General features: G+C 47.6%; 19 protein-coding genes and 2 pseudogenes. 12 read left to right on the forward strand and 9 right to left on the reverse strand.

Going from position 1 to position 14,897, the window contains the following annotated elements; all coding sequences use genetic code 11:
• Positions 1-99: 99 nt before the first annotated feature.
• Positions 100-321 carry a ParA family protein gene (locus H6F66_RS12950; RefSeq protein WP_199295162.1) on the reverse strand — a complete coding sequence of 74 codons (222 nt, stop codon included), beginning with the start codon at positions 319-321 and terminating at the stop codon, positions 100-102.
• A gap of 106 nt (positions 322-427) precedes the next feature.
• Between H6F66_RS12950 and H6F66_RS12955 the strand changes: the two genes are divergently transcribed.
• The 4 genes from H6F66_RS12955 (at position 428) to H6F66_RS12970 (ending at position 2,026) form a co-directional block, all read left to right on the forward strand.
• Positions 428-580: a hypothetical protein gene (locus H6F66_RS12955; RefSeq protein ID WP_190421841.1), complete on the forward strand. Its 153-nt coding sequence runs from the start codon at positions 428-430 to the stop codon at positions 578-580.
• Positions 581-683: 103 nt separating this feature from the next.
• Entirely contained in the window at positions 684-1,040 is a 357-nt protein-coding gene (locus tag H6F66_RS12960; RefSeq protein WP_190421843.1) for a hypothetical protein, read from the forward strand.
• Between the two features lie 7 nt (positions 1,041-1,047).
• Entirely contained in the window at positions 1,048-1,452 is a 405-nt protein-coding gene (locus H6F66_RS12965; protein WP_190421845.1) for a hypothetical protein, read from the forward strand.
• Positions 1,439-2,026, forward strand: coding sequence for a YdeI/OmpD-associated family protein (locus H6F66_RS12970; protein ID WP_190421870.1), 588 nt, complete (start codon positions 1,439-1,441; stop codon positions 2,024-2,026). The genes H6F66_RS12965 and H6F66_RS12970 overlap by 14 nt, the downstream gene beginning before the upstream one ends.
• 54 nt (positions 2,027-2,080) lie before the next feature.
• Here the strand turns inward: H6F66_RS12970 and H6F66_RS12975 are convergent, their stop codons facing one another.
• The gene (locus tag H6F66_RS12975) at positions 2,081-2,968 is read right to left on the reverse strand and encodes a tyrosine-type recombinase/integrase (RefSeq protein ID WP_190421871.1); all 888 of its coding nucleotides are present in this window, start codon (positions 2,966-2,968) and stop codon (positions 2,081-2,083) included.
• On the opposite strand from H6F66_RS12975, the pseudogene H6F66_RS29330 reads away from it, so the two are divergent.
• Positions 2,930-3,025: pseudogene (locus H6F66_RS29330) on the forward strand (antibiotic biosynthesis monooxygenase); the annotation flags it as partial. The gene H6F66_RS12975 and the pseudogene H6F66_RS29330 overlap by 39 nt on opposite strands.
• On the opposite strand, the gene H6F66_RS12980 reads toward H6F66_RS29330, so the two are convergent.
• The 3 genes from H6F66_RS12980 to H6F66_RS12990 form a co-directional block, all read right to left on the reverse strand.
• Positions 3,022-3,642: a heme-binding protein gene (locus H6F66_RS12980; RefSeq protein WP_190421847.1), complete on the reverse strand. Its 621-nt coding sequence runs from the start codon at positions 3,640-3,642 to the stop codon at positions 3,022-3,024. The pseudogene H6F66_RS29330 and the gene H6F66_RS12980 overlap by 4 nt on opposite strands.
• A 296-nt stretch (positions 3,643-3,938) precedes the next feature.
• Positions 3,939-4,991 (reverse strand): dihydroorotase, encoded by a 1,053-nt coding sequence (pyrC, locus tag H6F66_RS12985; RefSeq protein ID WP_190421872.1) that lies wholly within the window; start codon positions 4,989-4,991, stop codon positions 3,939-3,941.
• Positions 4,992-5,122: 131 nt separating this feature from the next.
• Entirely contained in the window at positions 5,123-5,812 is a 690-nt protein-coding gene (locus tag H6F66_RS12990) for a LuxR C-terminal-related transcriptional regulator (RefSeq protein ID WP_190421849.1), read from the reverse strand.
• A 98-nt stretch (positions 5,813-5,910) separates the two neighbouring features.
• On the opposite strand from H6F66_RS12990, the gene H6F66_RS12995 reads away from it, so the two are divergent.
• Positions 5,911-6,582, forward strand: coding sequence for a DJ-1/PfpI family protein (locus H6F66_RS12995; RefSeq protein ID WP_190421851.1), 672 nt, complete (start codon positions 5,911-5,913; stop codon positions 6,580-6,582).
• Between the two features lies 1 nt (position 6,583).
• Positions 6,584-7,012 (forward strand): DUF6220 domain-containing protein, encoded by a 429-nt coding sequence (locus H6F66_RS13000; protein ID WP_190421854.1) that lies wholly within the window; start codon positions 6,584-6,586, stop codon positions 7,010-7,012.
• 99 nt (positions 7,013-7,111) lie between these two features.
• Here the strand turns inward: H6F66_RS13000 and H6F66_RS13005 are convergent.
• Positions 7,112-7,264: pseudogene (locus tag H6F66_RS13005) on the reverse strand (phage integrase N-terminal SAM-like domain-containing protein); the annotation flags it as partial.
• 210 nt (positions 7,265-7,474) lie between these two features.
• Between H6F66_RS13005 and H6F66_RS13010 the strand changes: the two are divergent.
• The 3 genes from H6F66_RS13010 (at position 7,475) to H6F66_RS13020 (ending at position 9,208) form a co-directional block, all read left to right on the forward strand.
• Entirely contained in the window at positions 7,475-7,756 is a 282-nt protein-coding gene (locus H6F66_RS13010; protein WP_190421858.1) for an antibiotic biosynthesis monooxygenase, read from the forward strand.
• 283 nt (positions 7,757-8,039) lie between these two features.
• Entirely contained in the window at positions 8,040-8,537 is a 498-nt protein-coding gene (locus tag H6F66_RS13015) for a cupin domain-containing protein (protein ID WP_190421860.1), read from the forward strand.
• A 152-nt stretch (positions 8,538-8,689) separates the two neighbouring features.
• On the forward strand, positions 8,690-9,208 hold the full coding sequence (locus H6F66_RS13020; RefSeq protein ID WP_190421862.1) for a DUF1993 domain-containing protein: 519 nt from the start codon (positions 8,690-8,692) through the stop codon (positions 9,206-9,208).
• 634 nt (positions 9,209-9,842) lie between these two features.
• Here H6F66_RS13020 and H6F66_RS13025 read toward each other — a convergent pair.
• Positions 9,843-10,235, reverse strand: a complete 393-nt coding sequence (locus H6F66_RS13025; protein WP_199295164.1) for a tyrosine-type recombinase/integrase — start codon at positions 10,233-10,235, stop codon at positions 9,843-9,845.
• 60 nt (positions 10,236-10,295) lie between these two features.
• Between H6F66_RS13025 and H6F66_RS13030 the strand changes: the two genes are divergently transcribed.
• The gene (locus H6F66_RS13030; protein ID WP_190421864.1) at positions 10,296-11,027 is read left to right on the forward strand and encodes a DUF3427 domain-containing protein; all 732 of its coding nucleotides are present in this window, start codon (positions 10,296-10,298) and stop codon (positions 11,025-11,027) included.
• Positions 11,028-11,420: 393 nt separating this feature from the next.
• Here H6F66_RS13030 and katG read toward each other — a convergent pair whose 3' ends face one another.
• A complete protein-coding gene (katG, locus tag H6F66_RS13035) occupies positions 11,421-13,649 on the reverse strand; it encodes a catalase/peroxidase HPI (RefSeq protein ID WP_190421866.1) in 2,229 nt (742 codons plus the stop codon).
• Between the two features lie 541 nt (positions 13,650-14,190).
• On the opposite strand from katG, the gene H6F66_RS13040 reads away from it, so the two are divergent.
• Positions 14,191-14,544, forward strand: coding sequence for a DOPA 4,5-dioxygenase family protein (locus tag H6F66_RS13040; RefSeq protein WP_190421868.1), 354 nt, complete (start codon positions 14,191-14,193; stop codon positions 14,542-14,544).
• Between the two features lie 141 nt (positions 14,545-14,685).
• On the opposite strand, the gene H6F66_RS28005 is transcribed toward H6F66_RS13040, so the two are convergent.
• Positions 14,686-14,897, reverse strand: a 212-nt coding sequence (locus tag H6F66_RS28005; RefSeq protein WP_206755369.1) for a hypothetical protein, incomplete at its 5' end; no start/stop codon positions are given.

The raw sequence follows: 14,897 nt of genomic DNA on the forward strand, positions 1-14,897 counted from the left end.
AATTACTGGGGTAAGCTTTACTCATAACGCTCTCTCAGTGCTGTGTACTACATATTCGCAGCTTACACTGAGTGAGCTTTTTTGCTATCTAACCGACTTTTAAAACATCCTCTTAGTATCGACTTGCTTTTTGAGAACTTCGAGCAGAGTGGGGCTGTCGGGTTCCACAGTGAAACCCAGGAAAGTCGTCAGGCTGCTCTGAGGGTCGGCATCGATCGCCAAAACCGTATGTCCCTTCGCGGCTAAAAGACGAGCCACGAACAAAACCATTGTCGTCTTCCCCTGACCTCCAGCCAAGGATATGGAGCTGACTGTCTGCATCGTTGAACAAGTGACGCGGTGAGCGTCGGCAGATATTCATTAACTATATATTGAAAAGTTGATTTTTTGCAAATATACAAAATTGAAAAAATGCAAAACTTTTAAAATGACCAATTGTAAAACTGCACTTTTGAAAAAAGGCAGTTTGCCTGACCGACGCGCCGACGGTCAGCTCTTGGTACGGCGATGGAGAACGATAGAGCTGACAACCGGTACAGCGTGGTATCACAGGGGAATGTTTGTAGTTCCTATCCGGTGAGTCTCAATGCGCGACCCTAAAGGAAAATTTGGCTAGACTTGCTGGAAGAGAAAAGGTGAGGTGGCAGCAGCCTTGCATAGTTGCATAGCGAGACAATTGAAGGATGAGCTTTCTGGGAAATCTCTATCTCATCACCAGTCTTTACGTCGAAGGGATGTATCCATCGAGTTTTCGCGTTGTCGAGGCGGAATCAGAACTGGAAATAGCCCAGCATATGCTTAACCATCCTAGCCAATGGCAGTGGTTTTTAGAGCGGTCTTATCCCAGAGATTGGCAACGACCAAGTTGGAGCAGGGGTTCGCTTTGGGATTGCATTCAAGACCCGACTATGACTCCACAAAGATGGCTGGAATTGATTGATATGACTGGCGTAGATGGGGATTCTTATGCTCTGCTCAACTCGTTATTTATAAAATCAATGTTGAGCAATTCTCTACTGTCAATACTAACTCTTGGGTGAAAAACGGATGAAATTATCCGATTTATCCCCAGAAGTCCTTGAAAAAGTTAAGTTAGTACGGTGGGACAGGATTATTGAAAAGCACGAAGGCCCAGAAGATTGGAAGTCGGTTCTGAGATACTACGAACCAGAGTTTTTAGAAATTGAGGGACGTTGGGTGCTTCTACCAGTCGAGGGAGCACATCATCTCAATATCACGATTTTGCGTTCGATTTGGAGTGCAGATGGCAATTCGCTGACAGTGTTTCTTAAAGATACTACCTATGATGACGACCCCTTTTTCTCTGGCTTTATGGCAGTCTGTGATCGCCTGAAGGGAGAAGACTTCTTTCTAGCAATCTTATATCACAAATGGTTTGTTATTGAAAGAGCGGAAGTTTTTGAACCCTGCTCAACATATGGAAAAACCTGATAACAAACTAGAAACCTTTCATGCCAGAGATCGCAAACAATGGCGGGAATGGTTGGATAAGAACCATCACACTTCTCTGGGTGTATGGCTCATCTACTACAAAGTAAAAAGTGGTAAGCCCAGCATTCGATATAGCGAAGCGGTAAAAGAAGCCCTATGCTTTGGTTGGATTGACAGTAAAGTCAAATCCTTAGACAAAGAACGTTATATGCAAATATTTACACCCAGAAAACCGAAAAGCGTCTGGTCAAAATTAAATAAGCAATATATTCAAGAACTCATAGAACAAGGGTTGATGACCCCATCGGGTCTTGAAAAAATTGAAGCGGCAAAACAAGATGGCTCATGGAACACGTTAGATGCGATAGAAGAGTTAATAATTTCGGCAGACCTAAAGCAAGCATTAGACACCAACGAAATAGCCAATCGGTATTTTCATGAATTTAGTAACTCATCCAAAAAGAATATCCTCTTTTGGATTGAAAGTGCTAAACGTCCGGAGACAAGGCTGAGGAGAATTAAACAAACTATAAGTTCAGCCATGCAGAACAAAAATCCTTTGGCACGAGGTTGATACGCCTAAACTCAATAATAAAAAAGTCTGGTTGCTGCTTCCTGGCAATTAAGCTTATTCGACAACAGCCGAACTGATTTCTATGTCCTGATCACTCCTCGATTCGGGGAGCTTTGGAATCGGACTTGCGGGTAAAACTTCCACTGTTATCGGAGCGATCGCTTCTGTCACCTCGTTACCCTCTACCTGATTGACTTGTCCCTCAGAAACAATCCAACTCAAAAATCTCACCGAACTATCCATCGGCTGAACGTGGAGATAAACAGCGACGGATTGGATTTGCGAGTGTCCTAAAGTATGCTGCACTAGATGTAGCGGCGCTCCTCGCTCCAAAGCATGACTTGCGTGGGCGTGTCTCAACCAATGGGGACTGACTGGCGCGTCAATCCCGGCTTTTAGAGCCGCCGCTCGGACAATCCGCATCACCATCGAGCGGCTTAAATGTCCCCCTTTTTTGCGCGAGACAAACACGGGGTCACTAGCACTCGCCGTTCCTCTTAAACGTTCTACAGCCATCCATACTGGAGTCGGGAGCATAATGTAGCGAGTTTTTCCGCCTTTTCCCCGCACCACCAGTTGTCCCCCGCCCTCTTTGGCAACCAGATCGCGCCATTTCAAGCCGCAAATCTCGGAAACTCTCAACCCCGTTGTATAGGCTAACAGCAGCAAAACTTTATTGCGATCGCTCGTAGCATTCTCGATTAATCGCACAACGTCCTGCTGCGTGAGCAACCGTTCGGCTAAGCGATTGCGAACTTTAGGAGGCTTCAGTTTCAAAGCCACGTTAACGGGGCAATAACCCGCTTCGTGGGCAAAGCGAAACAAAGACTTCAACGTATTGACAATCCGAGCCAGGGTGCATGTAGGGATGAGTTCACCCCATGCCAGAAGCCAAACCAAGAGCGATCGCCAGAGTACCAAGAGTGGCGTTCCTTGTTGCATCACTTCTATGACCCGTTCCCAACAGTGGAACACTATGAGGTCGTTGCTTTTCGCTAGCCATCTACCCGACGAATCGGAATTTGGATTTCACTGCGCTTAACAGGTTCGGGGACATAGGGAGCATCGTAGAAGAAGCGGCGAGGTGCGCCGACGACAGTCCACTCTGGGTGCTGCGCTAACCACTCTCGTAACCGTTCTATGTTCTTTTGGTAGCTGGAGTAATCGTAACTGCCTTTTAGCCCAAGGCTGATGACTGTCATGGGTGCAATGTCTTCTACCTGAATGTTTTGTGCAATCTCAGTAGGGTAGATGTCAGTGCTGCGGTAGAGGAATGAAACAAGCGCTTCACCCCGTTCGTTGGGTGCGCCTATCTCACTGGCTTGCAGGGTGCTAACTGGATAACGGGTTTCTACCGGAGCCGTCATGGAGATATTGTTAGAGCTGATGTGGCGATAGAGAGGGTCAAAAGCACGATTCGCTGCCATTGAGAGTTCTCCTGAGTAGCGAACTGTGGCAGAACGGTATGCTGGATATTGTTTGACTTCAATTTGCCCTTCTGGTGTTGGAGAGGGAAATCCTTCTGGTAAGGGAGCAGCAGTAGCACTGTAGGCGAAAAATGCGATCGCTACCACTGCCAGGAGTCCTACGGGTAACAGTAAGTTTTCTAGCTTCACAGGGAACAGAGGAAATTCATCCTATTCTAAGTCTGGCAGTTTTTCATGCGGGCAGGGTTTCACCTTCCTTGCACAGCGCAATTACTTTAAAATCAATACTAGAAACCGCCAGCTAACACTACGCTGAACCGGAACGGAGCATAAGCTATCTGTTAAGTTGCAAGGATTGTTGCCGTCCGGTTAGCTTTGCTGTTAGCCTCTCCAAAACAGATCTTTTTTGCGCCGTAAAGAGTCCTTGCCGATTCTTCGACCATCAATAACTAAGGAATAGCATGTCTATTACACGATCATCCAAATCAATTAGCTTCAGCCATGCTAGCGTCAAGCATTTGCCACGTCATCTCCTGACCTGCCCGTAAGGGCACAAGTCCGAATTCAGTAAATGGCACTTCATCGGGAATGCGCCAGGTCGTTCTGCCCAAAGTAATCTGTTCAGTATTGCGCGGGAGTTGATAAAAATCTGACCCATAGAAGCTGGCGAAAGCTTCAAGTTTATCGAGTGCATCAACGCTCTCAAAAGCTTCTGTGTATAACTCCATCGCGTGCAGAGCCGAGTAGCAACCCGCACAGCCACAGGAACTTTCTTTGCCATTGCGGGGATGGGGGGCGCTATCGGTGCCAAGAAAAAACTTAGGATTGCCAGAGGTTGCCGCTTGCAAAAGTGCCAAGCGATGCTCCTCGCGCTTCAAAATTGGCAGGCAATAGAAATGGGGGCGAATGCCACCTTGAAATAGGATATTGCGGTTAAACAATAGATGTTGTGGCGTAATCGTTGCAGCGATATTGTTGGCAGACAGAACATACTGCACAGCATCTGAGGTTGTAACGTGTTCAAGCACCACGCGCAGGTTGGGAAATTGCTGCTTGAGAGGGATCAAATGTCGCTCGATAAACACTTTCTCGCGATCGAACATATCAACATTTTGATCGGTCACTTCCCCGTGCAGTAGTAAAGGCAGGTCTACCTGCTGCATCGCTTCAAAGACGCGATCGCACTTACGAATGTCTGTCACCCCAAAGTCTGAGTTGGTTGTGGCACCCGCTGGGTAATACTTGACCGCTTTGACAAACTGGGATTCTTTAGCCCGGATAATTTCTTCGGGGCTGGTGTTGTCGGTGAGGTAGAGCGTCATCAGTGGCTCAAACTGTTTGCCAGCCGGAATCGCTGCAAGGATGCGATCGCGATAGGCCGCAGCATCCGCTACCGTGCGTACTGGGGGCTTCAAATTCGGCATGATGATAGCGCGGGCAAACTGCCGCACCGTATGGGGCAGAACCGCTTTTAGCGCCGCACCGTCGCGTAGGTGTAGGTGCCAGTCGTCGGGCCGGGTTATCGTAAGCTTTTGCATCTCCCAATTATAAAACTGCTGGTGCTTTAGCGAGGAAGACATAAGCTAACAACGTCCATGCACGCTGGCTGCCGAAAGATCATCGGTTTGATGCAGAACTTGTTTGCGGCAGGCGATCAACCTGGGTTTACCTACGATGAATGAATCCTTGTATCTGAAAGCTTTGCAACCATCTCTGCACGAGATGATACCTCAAGCTTGCGAAACATTCGCTTTAGAGCTTGCTTCACAGAGTTTTCAGTAATCCAAAGTTGACTGCCAATTTCTGCGTTGGTTTGCCCCAATGCTACCAATTCTGCAATCTGCAACTCACGAGGTGTTAAACGATCCCTGCTGAACGATGGGTACATTGTTGCAGTCCCAGGTCGCTTCACAGTTGCCAGCCAGACTGATAAATGTAGACAGATGGCACTCAAATCGACTAAGTGTTCGCTATCAAAAGCAGGCGTTGTCTGTTCACGAGTACAGCCAACTACGCCTACAATTTGACCGTGCTTGATAATCGGTCCCGCCATTACATGCCAGTGATCGGGACGAGGACAGATTAATCTCCAAGTCTTGGGCGTTGTTACTAATGCTTCATGAACGGGAGCATGTCGCTCTGTTAGATAACGCACCACAGGATTATGCTCAGTTGAGAGGGCAATTCTCAGGACGTTTTGAAGATTGCGATCGCTTGAGAGATGCTGTTCAAAGAAAAAAATTGCCGAGCGTTTCGCTGCAAAATATTCACCAATCTTGGGTGCGACGTGCGATCGCAAGCCCTCTTCATCCTTTGCCTGATGAATTTCTTCAAACAAAAGCTTCAAGGAAATTGACATGGAGGAAAAGAGTACTCGATCGAGGACTATGCCTAGCGGGTTGTCATTCCTAGTATAAATATCAGTTCGTCATAAATCCCATTAGGAGATTTGAATTCATGACTCACTCGCAACAATATGTCATTGGGTTGGTGTTTTACCCCGGTATGACAGCACTCGATATCATTGGACCGCAAACCGTGTTTGCTACTCTGCCAGGTATCCAAATCCACCGCATCTGGAAAACGCTAGATCCAATTCAAACAGATGATGGGATGAAAATTATTCCAGATACGACGTTTGGCAATTGTCCGCCTCTAGACATCATTTGTATTGGGGGTGGCTTAGGCCAAAGTGCAGTTGTAGACGACCCGGAAATCCTGGCATTCCTGCGGCAACAGGGTAGTATGACAAAATTTATCACTTCGGTTTGTGGTGGATCTGAGTTTCTTGCAAAAGCAGGATTGCTCCAAGGGTACCGTTCTGCAACTCACTGGATGTTTCGCGAACAACTGGCAGCAGCGGGCGTTCAGGTCGGTACTGAGCGCGTGGTCATCGATCGCAATCGTATGAGTGGTGGTGGTGTTACCGCAGGAATTGATTTTGGTCTGGAGATTGCCAAAGTACTTTATGGTGAGGAAACTGCCAAGTTGGTGCAGCTATTAATGGAGTATGACCCCGCTCCACCATTTGATGTGGGTTCTCCCGAAAAAGCAGGTGCAGAGCTGGTGAATAAAGCAATGGTATATGCGGCTGAAGTATTCAATTTACCAATCACGCAGGTAGCTTGAAATGATTGCAAATCTAGAAATCGATCGCGATATTGCTACCACAAGCTGGTTAAAACGCTGCTTTTACGCGATTTCCATCCTCTTTAACGTCTGCTTAATTGCTCAGGTGTTAACCGTTGGGGTTGCCTACTTCACCGATCCTGGCTGGTGGAATATTCATGTGTGGCTCGTGCGAGGGTATGGCGGCCTGTCGCTAATATTGCTGGCAGGGGCGTGGTTCGCTCCATTCTCGAACAAAATCCGATCGCTTGCCGCTAGTCTACCCGTGTTACTTGGACTACAGTTTTGCAGCATTCATCTCAAGACTCCTCTTCATTTAGAGGTGCTTCATCCTCTGATTGGATTCACGTTATTCTATGTTTCTTCAAGCCTTGTACATCGTGTATCGCGTGAGGTGTTTAATAAGTCAGAAGTTGTGACTGAGTCTTAGGAGGAATTTGTGTCAATTTCGCGATCGCACTTGCGAATGTTCGTCACACCGAAGTCCGAATTAGTCGTTGCCCCGGCTGGGTAGTGCTTTTTTAGCTTTACCCATCTCCTTTGGATGGCACTGGCACTTATTGTGAAACAGGATGTAGCGGCAAATCCACTGCACGTAGATATCTTCAGTACGGTAGGCGTAGTGCTTGAAACGAAGGGCATCACGCACCTGATTCAGCAATTTCTTAGGAGGTGGCTGCATAGAGATAAGTAGATGTCCTGTTATCTAATAGTCCATCTGCTCGCCTCTGTAAGGAATCTGAAAATATGCCGAAAGATTCTGGCTATTCAGCTTGAGCAGCGTATTATGCGGCAATAATCTGCATAAGTAGTAAATTTGGGATTTTAGGCGGAAAGTTTCAGTCTATTAATAGTTAGGCGTTTCCTCGCGTCTCCTGAAAAAGAAGCCCTCATGCAATATGTTTTAATCATCCACGAAGTCGCTGACTACAAAGCTTGGAAGAAGGTGTTCGACAGTGCCGCATCCATCCGACGCGACGCTGGTGAGCGGTCATTCCAAGTCCTCAGGTATCAGAACGACCCCAACCGGATTGTCCACTTCTCAATGTGGACTTCCATCGACGACGCCAAGCGCTTTTTTGAATCCCCGGAACTCGTCCAAATCCGAAAAGAAGCAGGCGTGAAGTCCCCGGACTTCATCTACCTCGAACAACTCGAAGCAGGAACGCTCTGATGCAACACCCGGAAACGCCTAACCATGCGATGCAGCGAACGCTCCGTGGATGGCGCATGACGTGCCTAAGCACAGCGTGTGACAGCCACTCCGCGTCGCTGATCTTAAGCTTGTTAGGCTACTGAGTCTTCGGTAAAGAGGCAACCGAAGGGCTATCTGTCGATGTTCAGGATTGAATTATTTTGAGGTTTCGATAGGGTGGCAGGTGAACGGTATCTGCGGAGCGGTTTAGGCTTTATTGTGGTGCTCAGACCCTTTGCCAACTTGATAGGAGGACATCAACGTGACTGATGAACAACATTCTCTGCTGAAAGCATCAGATATCAATTCAATTGATGCGTTTGAGTTTCATCATCCGCTTAACCCCAATTCAGAAATTTATTTACGCTTCCTTGGGCGTGCTGTCGGTCTTAAACGCATTGGTGTAACAATTGCTCGCGTACCATCAGGCAAAGAATCTTTCATCTTCCACGCTCACCAGAATGAAGAAGAATGGGTTTACATTTTGTCGGGTCGGGGTATTGCGGAAATTGGAGATGTGGAATACGAGGTCGAGCCGGGAGACTTCATGGGCTTTGGGCTACCTCAACAACCCCATCATCTTCGTAATCCATTTGATGAAGACCTTGTATACCTGATAGGTGGAGAAGCAGGACGCTTTGATGTTGGCGTTTTTCCTCGGCTTGGTAAACGAGTGATTAGGGAGGGTGAGTCAGCCTACATATTTGATGAATCAGCGCTTCAACTTTTTTGGAGCAGCAAGCAATCAACTGAGGATTGATATCTGCTGAAGTGGTCGCGGCATAACAACCCTGGTGCAGCGGCCACTTGTGGAGCTAAATAAAGTGTTGGCAACCGCGGACCAAGAGCGTTAGGCTGAAATTTGTTCTAAGTACAGCTAGGGTTCATAGAAAAGACTTGAGGGATCGCAAAATGCAAAGCCAGAATATAGATTCAATCCGAACCCTCTTTCAAAGCCGCTTAACAACTCTTGAGCATCTCTTGAAGTCAGCTCAGACTCACTTTAATGATGACGAGTCGTTCCTTCAAAAGCGCATTGCAGCTGACATGCTTCCGTTCGGTACACAGATTGCTTTCACCTGCAATCAACCCCACAACTTTGCTCTCTGGTGTAATAGCAAACCTGCGAATAATCTAGATCCAGAGGTCACATCTCTTGCACAGGCATACGAGCACATAGCAAACACTAAGGAACTTCTTTTGGGTGTTAACGCTGAAGATTCAAAGTTAGCTGAGGTGACGCGCATTGACTTGGGTCAGAGCCTCTACGTTGAGTTGCCTGGTAATGCCTACGTGAATGAATTCCTAATTCCAAACTTTTACTTTCATATGGTCACGGCTTACGATATTCTTCGCATGGCTGGTGTACCAATTGGAAAACGAGATTACATGCTGCACTTGGTGCCATTAATCAGAAAGAATGAAGCCTAACTATTCAAATGCAGCGGACGGTCAAGAGTCACTCGCTCTAAATCCGGGATTATTGCCGCCGCTGATTTGAGCTGTTATGCTTCGGAACCAGCAGCGACGTACATCAAGAGGTTAAATCTACTCTATATGCAACTCCACACAATGTTGTGGACAGCTGTTGTGTATTTTGTTTTCTCAGTGCTCTAGGTTGTGATAATGCCCGTACAATTGGGCACCAACAAGAACCCAATTACAGCTTTTTAAGCAGCTTTGACATCAGGGCCTAAAGTTGAGAGCGGCGTTTCAACTTGTCTTAAAACGCGGCTCTCATTTTTGTCTCTGGCTTCTACCCACGTTTAAGATTGCCGCAGGTTAGCTTAGCTGACGCTAGGCTTAGAAACCCCGTGCAGAGCTTGTCGCTTGAACTGCTTTGAGGTCATAGCGATCGCAGTTCATCACCTTGTCCCAGGCTGCCACAAAGTCATTCTAAGTTTCCGACTAGAGTGAATTGCCAAGCTAAAGACCGGATATTTTTGCGTGCAATAACGCATTTAAATAAGTCGTGATTAGTCTTTAAAGATTGCCCATTAATGACAAATTTTGATGCTTTGTAAATGAAGTTTTAATTCTTCAGTGATACTTTCAGGTAGCATCGTTACTCGACTTTCATTTCCTTTGTATCGCGCACAATAATTTGTTGTTGAGCAAAATCAACATCTTTAAGGCGCAAGTTTAAACCTTCACTTAAGCGTAAACCAGTGCCATAAAGCAACTTAATTAAAAGTTGATATACGCCGGATAACTTTTGAATAATTGCTAAAACTTCATCTTTTGTCAAAACGGTTGGTAAATAGTTAGATTTCTTTGCACGAACTGCATCGACTTTCAAATCTAAATCTTGTTTTAATACCTCTTTAATACCTAAATAAGCGGATAAAAAAGAAGTTTTCCGTAGATTCAGGCAAGAATTCATTATAATGCTTGATGTATTAGGATTGAGAAAAAGATTATACGGAAAGTTTCCGTATAATAAATAGTTAGGCTGCATAGATTGTCTGTAAGGCTGGTATTTCGAGCGCATCTGTTAGGTGTTTAAGGTTACTCATTTATGCCATATTCGTTTCAAATTGGGCATAGCTACACAAGGCGTGATGTTTACCGAGCAATTGGAATCCCTGAAGATACTCGTGGAGGAAATTGGGATACAGGATATGCGCGTCATGGTAATGATTGGTTTATCTTCTGCAATGTTGGAACCTCTGGACGAACAGGACATGACTATGCCAATAAATGGGTAGGGGATCGACTGGAGTGGTATGGAAAAACTAATTCACAATTACACCATCCATCTATTCAGTCCATGTTGAGCTTAGATAGTGATACCTATATTTTCTGGCGTGAAAACAACCAACAACCTTTTATCTTTGCTGGAATTGGGAATGCAGAAGAAGTTGAAGATATAACACCTGTCAAAATCATTTGGGCATTTGCGACAGCAATATTCCCTGATGAGATTCCTGCATCTGCAATACTACGAGAGGGGGCAGTGTGTAAAGTATCAGTCAACGCTTATGAACGTAACCCAGTTGTTAGACAGCAATGCATTAAACACTACGGCACAAGTTGTTATATTTGCGGCTTTAACTTTGGGAAAATATTTGGAAAATTAGGAGAAGGTTTCATTCACGTTCACCATCTCAGACCCCTTTCTGAGATTCGTGAAGAATACGAAGTTAATCCTGTGGAAGATTTACGTCCCGTATGTCCTAATTGCCATGCCATGATTCATCGACGTTCCCCACCACTTAGTATTGAAGAAGTTAAGGTTTTAATCACATAGTTAACACGCGAGGCAACCTAACACGTCACGGCAGCGGACGGACGAAAGCTACTGGTGCTGAATTCAAGTTCATCTACCGCCGCTGCGTTTTGCCGTTATGCTTCGGAACAAGTAGCGATGTACATCAAGAGGTTAGATTTACTCTGCATGCAGCTGCACATAACGTTGTGGACAGCTATTTTATATATTGGATTTTCTGTGTGCTTTGGGTCATGTTAACGATCGCACAATTAGGCACCAACAAGAACCTAATTGCAGTTTTTAAGCAGCTTTGCATCAAGGTATAAAGCCGAGAGCGGCGTTTCAAGAAAAGTTGAAACGCCGCTCTCATTTTTGTCTCTGGCTTCTACTCGCGTTCAAAATTACTGCAAGTTAGCGTAGCTGATACTAGGCTTAAAAACTCCTCGCAGAGGTTTTCGCTAAGACTGTGCGAAGGTCATAGCGATCGCAGTTCATCACCTTGTCCCACGCCGCCACAAAGTCATTGACAAACTTCTGCTGTGAGTCCACACATCCGTAGACTTCTGCAAGGGCGCGGAGTTGAGAGTTTGAGCCGAAGATGAGGTCAACACGGGTAGCACTCCACTTAAGTTCACCCGTTTTGCGATCGCTCCCCTCAAACTCATACTCATCTTCAGAAGTCGCCTTCCACGTCGTGCCCAGGTCGAGCAGGTTCACAAAGAAGTCATTGGTCAACGTCTCTGGCCGATCGGTGAAGACGCCGTGTTTAGAGCCTCCAAAGTTTGCACCCAGGACGCGCAAGCCGCCCACGAGAGCCGTCATCTGAGGGGCTGACAGGGACAGCAACTGCGCCCGATCAACCAGCAACTCCTCAAGCGATTCGCTGTGTTTGCCGCTAGTGTAGTTGCGGAACCCGTCTGCGGTTGGCTCAAGTGGAGCGAAGGACTCGACATCGGTTTTCTCTTGCAACGCATCCGTGCGTCCCGGCTTAAAAGGAACCGTCACGTCGTGACCGGCATTTTTCGCCGCTTGCTCAATGCCCGCACATCCGCCCAGAACGATCAAGTCAGCAATCGAAACCTTCTTCCCGCCGGACTGCGAACTGTTAAACTCCTGTTGGATTCCCTCCAGGGTTTGCAGCACTGTTGCCAACTGCTCTGGCTGGTTAACTTCCCAATCCTTCTGCGGTGCAAGACGAATACGCGCCCCGTTCGCTCCACCGCGCATATCGGAGCAACGGAACGTTGATGCTGATGCCCAAGCGGTCGAAACCAGTTGAGAAACAGTCAGTCCTGAAGCAAGAATCTTGGCTTTGAGAGTGGCAATGTCCTGCTCATCAATCAATTCATGATCGACTGCCGGGATGGGATCTTGCCACAAGAACTCTTCCTGAGGAACCTCTGGACCAAGATAGCGCGATCGCGGTCCCATGTCGCGATGCGTCAGCTTGAACCACGCCTTGGCGAACGCCTCGGCAAACTCATCCGGGTTGTCGTGGTAACGTCGCGCAATCTGGTTGTAGATGGGGTCCATCTTCATCGCCATGTCCGCCGTAGTCATCATGGGGGCGTGCCGTTTCGACGGATCGTGCGCGTCGGGCACCGTACCCGCACCAGCGTCGCCCTTGGGCTTCCATTGCCACGCGCCAGCGGGACTCTTCGTCAGCTCCCAGTCATATTTGAACAGAGTTTCGAGATAGGTGTTGTCCCACTGCGTCGGAGTGGGAGTCCATGCGCCTTCGATACCGCTGGTGATCGCATCGACGCCGACACCCGTGTTGAAGGCGTTCTTCCAGCCGAGGCCCTGATCGATGATGGTGGCACCCCCAGGATCGGCACCTACGTGCGTCGCCTCGCCCGCACCGTGACATTTGCCGAACGTGTGTCCACCGGCGGTGAGCGCGACGGTCTCCTCATCGTTCATCGCCATCCGACCAAAGGTTTCGCGAATATCGCGCCCTGAACCAATCGGATCAGGCTCCCCGTCTGGCCCTTCCGGGTTCACGTAGATCAGACCCATCTGCACAGCAGCGAGAGGATTCAACAGGACGCGATCGCCTTCATGACGCTCATTGCCGAGCCAAGCTTTCTCAGAACCCCAGTAGATGTCTTCCTCGGGCTGCCAAACGTCCACGCGCCCACCAGCAAAGCCTAACGTCTTGAAGCCCATCGATTCCAGCGCGCAGTTGCCAGCGAAGACCATCAGGTCAGCCCACGAGATTTTCTTGCCGTATTTCTGCTTGATTGGCCAAAGTAACATGCGTGCCTTATCGAGGTTGGCATTGTCTGGCCAACTGTTGAGCGGCTCAAACCGCTGGCTACCCGAACCCGCGCCGCCGCGACCATCGCCAATCCGATAGGTGCCTGCGCTGTGCCAAGCCATCCGGATGAAGAGCGGCCCATAATGACCGTAGTCGGCTGGCCACCAGTCCTGGGAGGTGGTCATCAGCTCGAAGATATCTGCCCTCAAGGCAGCTAAGTCAAGACTTTTGAACTCCTCAGCGTAGTTGAACGCCTCACCCAAGGGATTGGCCTGGGGGGTGTGCTGGTGGAGGATGCTCAGATTCAAATAATTTGGCCACCAGTCTCGGTTCGACGGCCTATGACGAGGCTGAGATTTCTGACCGCCGCCCGTAAATGGGCATCCACTTCCGCTGCTCATACTATTTTCCTATCGAAATGTGTGGGTCGATTTTTTGATGTATTGCGGGTATTGCCAACAAATAGCACATAGTAATTACTGGAATAATCAATGAGCAAATAATCGAAGAGAAATATAATCAACGTTATGATTTGAAACAATGAATTTGTGATTTGCAACAATTGGTTAGTTACCAATAAACCTAGAGTGCGATCGCGTTACCGAAGCGGGACGTAGTCCAGCGCTGCTGCATTCGCCCTACAACCCTCCCTTGCATCCTACGGCAGGCGTTACCGAAGGCTAGCGCAGATCGCAACTCTATTAGGTTTGTTAAGTTACTACCACGGTGTACTCATTGCGATCGCACTGATTGTTCATTATCTAATTGGATCAAACTTTGCCGAATGGGGATGTTGAGTTTCCCTCTATCAACCCAACCTACGGCAAGGGGCGATCGCACTAGACGGACAAGAGTGTCAGTTATGATGCAAGTATTGCCTGCCGCAGAGGAATATCAACCGTTACGATTAGTTGACGCCCAGATAAAGTGGAGCTAAGCGCTATGAAAGATACTGCCCAGATTACGGGTTTTCATGCTCATATCTACTTCGATACCTCCAGTCGTGATGCGGCGGCGCGTGTACGTGAAGGATTGGGCGCGTCTTTTGAAGTGCAACTCGGACGTTGGCATGACAAGCCCATTGGTCCACATCCAAAGGCGATGTATCAAGTTGCGTTCTTACCAGAACAATTTGGCAAGGTTGTCCCCTGGTTGATGCTCAATCGTGAGGGATTGGATATTCTCGTCCACCCCTCAACAGGCGATGATGTGGGAGACCACACCGATCGTGCTCTGTGGTTGGGAGAGAAGCTAGAGCTTAATATCGAGATCCTAAGGGCGATTGGAATAAGCTAATAATTAGACAGCTAGCAGCGATCGCAGTTGTCTATGTCCCCTAATAAGGGTGTTATAGGGCGATCGCACTCACTCTTGTTGGTATATCAGTGATTGTGAGCGTGTTCAAACTCATAAACATAGAAGAGCCGACTGAATTTCTTAAGCAGGTATCCCACTATTGCAAATAAGATTGCACTCAATAGCGCCAACCAAAATCCGACAGGAGGGACAACCGTTAAAACAGAGGTTGCTGTTTGTTCTATAGAATCCATTTGGGATCTCGGATGACAAGCTAAGATTAAACAGAAATGCCGTCTTCGAGTCAATGCCGTACACCAGCAGCTTAACCGATAAAGAGTGGGAACTCATCG

Source organism: Trichocoleus sp. FACHB-6, assembly GCF_014695815.1.
Lineage (GTDB): Bacteria > Cyanobacteriota > Cyanobacteriia > Cyanobacteriales > FACHB-T130 > Funiculus > Funiculus sociatus.

Bases quoted from the DNA above. Each gene is read 5' to 3' on its own strand.
- H6F66_RS12950 (WP_199295162.1), bottom strand. From the start codon at position 321: ATGCAGACAGTCAGCTCCATATCCTTGGCTGGAGGTCAGGGGAAGACG.
- H6F66_RS12955 (WP_190421841.1), top strand. From the start codon at position 428: ATGACCAATTGTAAAACTGCACTTTTGAAAAAAGGCAGTTTGCCTGAC.
- H6F66_RS12960 (WP_190421843.1), top strand. From the start codon at position 684: ATGAGCTTTCTGGGAAATCTCTATCTCATCACCAGTCTTTACGTCGAA.
- H6F66_RS12965 (WP_190421845.1), top strand. From the start codon at position 1,048: ATGAAATTATCCGATTTATCCCCAGAAGTCCTTGAAAAAGTTAAGTTA.
- H6F66_RS12970 (WP_190421870.1), top strand. From the start codon at position 1,439: ATGGAAAAACCTGATAACAAACTAGAAACCTTTCATGCCAGAGATCGC.
- H6F66_RS12975 (WP_190421871.1), bottom strand. From the start codon at position 2,968: ATGCAACAAGGAACGCCACTCTTGGTACTCTGGCGATCGCTCTTGGTT.
- pyrC (WP_190421872.1), bottom strand. From the start codon at position 4,991: ATGCAAAAGCTTACGATAACCCGGCCCGACGACTGGCACCTACACCTA.
- H6F66_RS12990 (WP_190421849.1), bottom strand. From the start codon at position 5,812: ATGTCAATTTCCTTGAAGCTTTTGTTTGAAGAAATTCATCAGGCAAAG.
- H6F66_RS12995 (WP_190421851.1), top strand. From the start codon at position 5,911: ATGACTCACTCGCAACAATATGTCATTGGGTTGGTGTTTTACCCCGGT.
- H6F66_RS13000 (WP_190421854.1), top strand. From the start codon at position 6,584: ATGATTGCAAATCTAGAAATCGATCGCGATATTGCTACCACAAGCTGG.
- H6F66_RS13010 (WP_190421858.1), top strand. From the start codon at position 7,475: ATGCAATATGTTTTAATCATCCACGAAGTCGCTGACTACAAAGCTTGG.
- H6F66_RS13020 (WP_190421862.1), top strand. From the start codon at position 8,690: ATGCAAAGCCAGAATATAGATTCAATCCGAACCCTCTTTCAAAGCCGC.
- H6F66_RS13025 (WP_199295164.1), bottom strand. From the start codon at position 10,235: ATGCAGCCTAACTATTTATTATACGGAAACTTTCCGTATAATCTTTTT.
- H6F66_RS13030 (WP_190421864.1), top strand. From the start codon at position 10,296: ATGCCATATTCGTTTCAAATTGGGCATAGCTACACAAGGCGTGATGTT.
- katG (WP_190421866.1), bottom strand. From the start codon at position 13,649: ATGAGCAGCGGAAGTGGATGCCCATTTACGGGCGGCGGTCAGAAATCT.
- H6F66_RS13040 (WP_190421868.1), top strand. From the start codon at position 14,191: ATGAAAGATACTGCCCAGATTACGGGTTTTCATGCTCATATCTACTTC.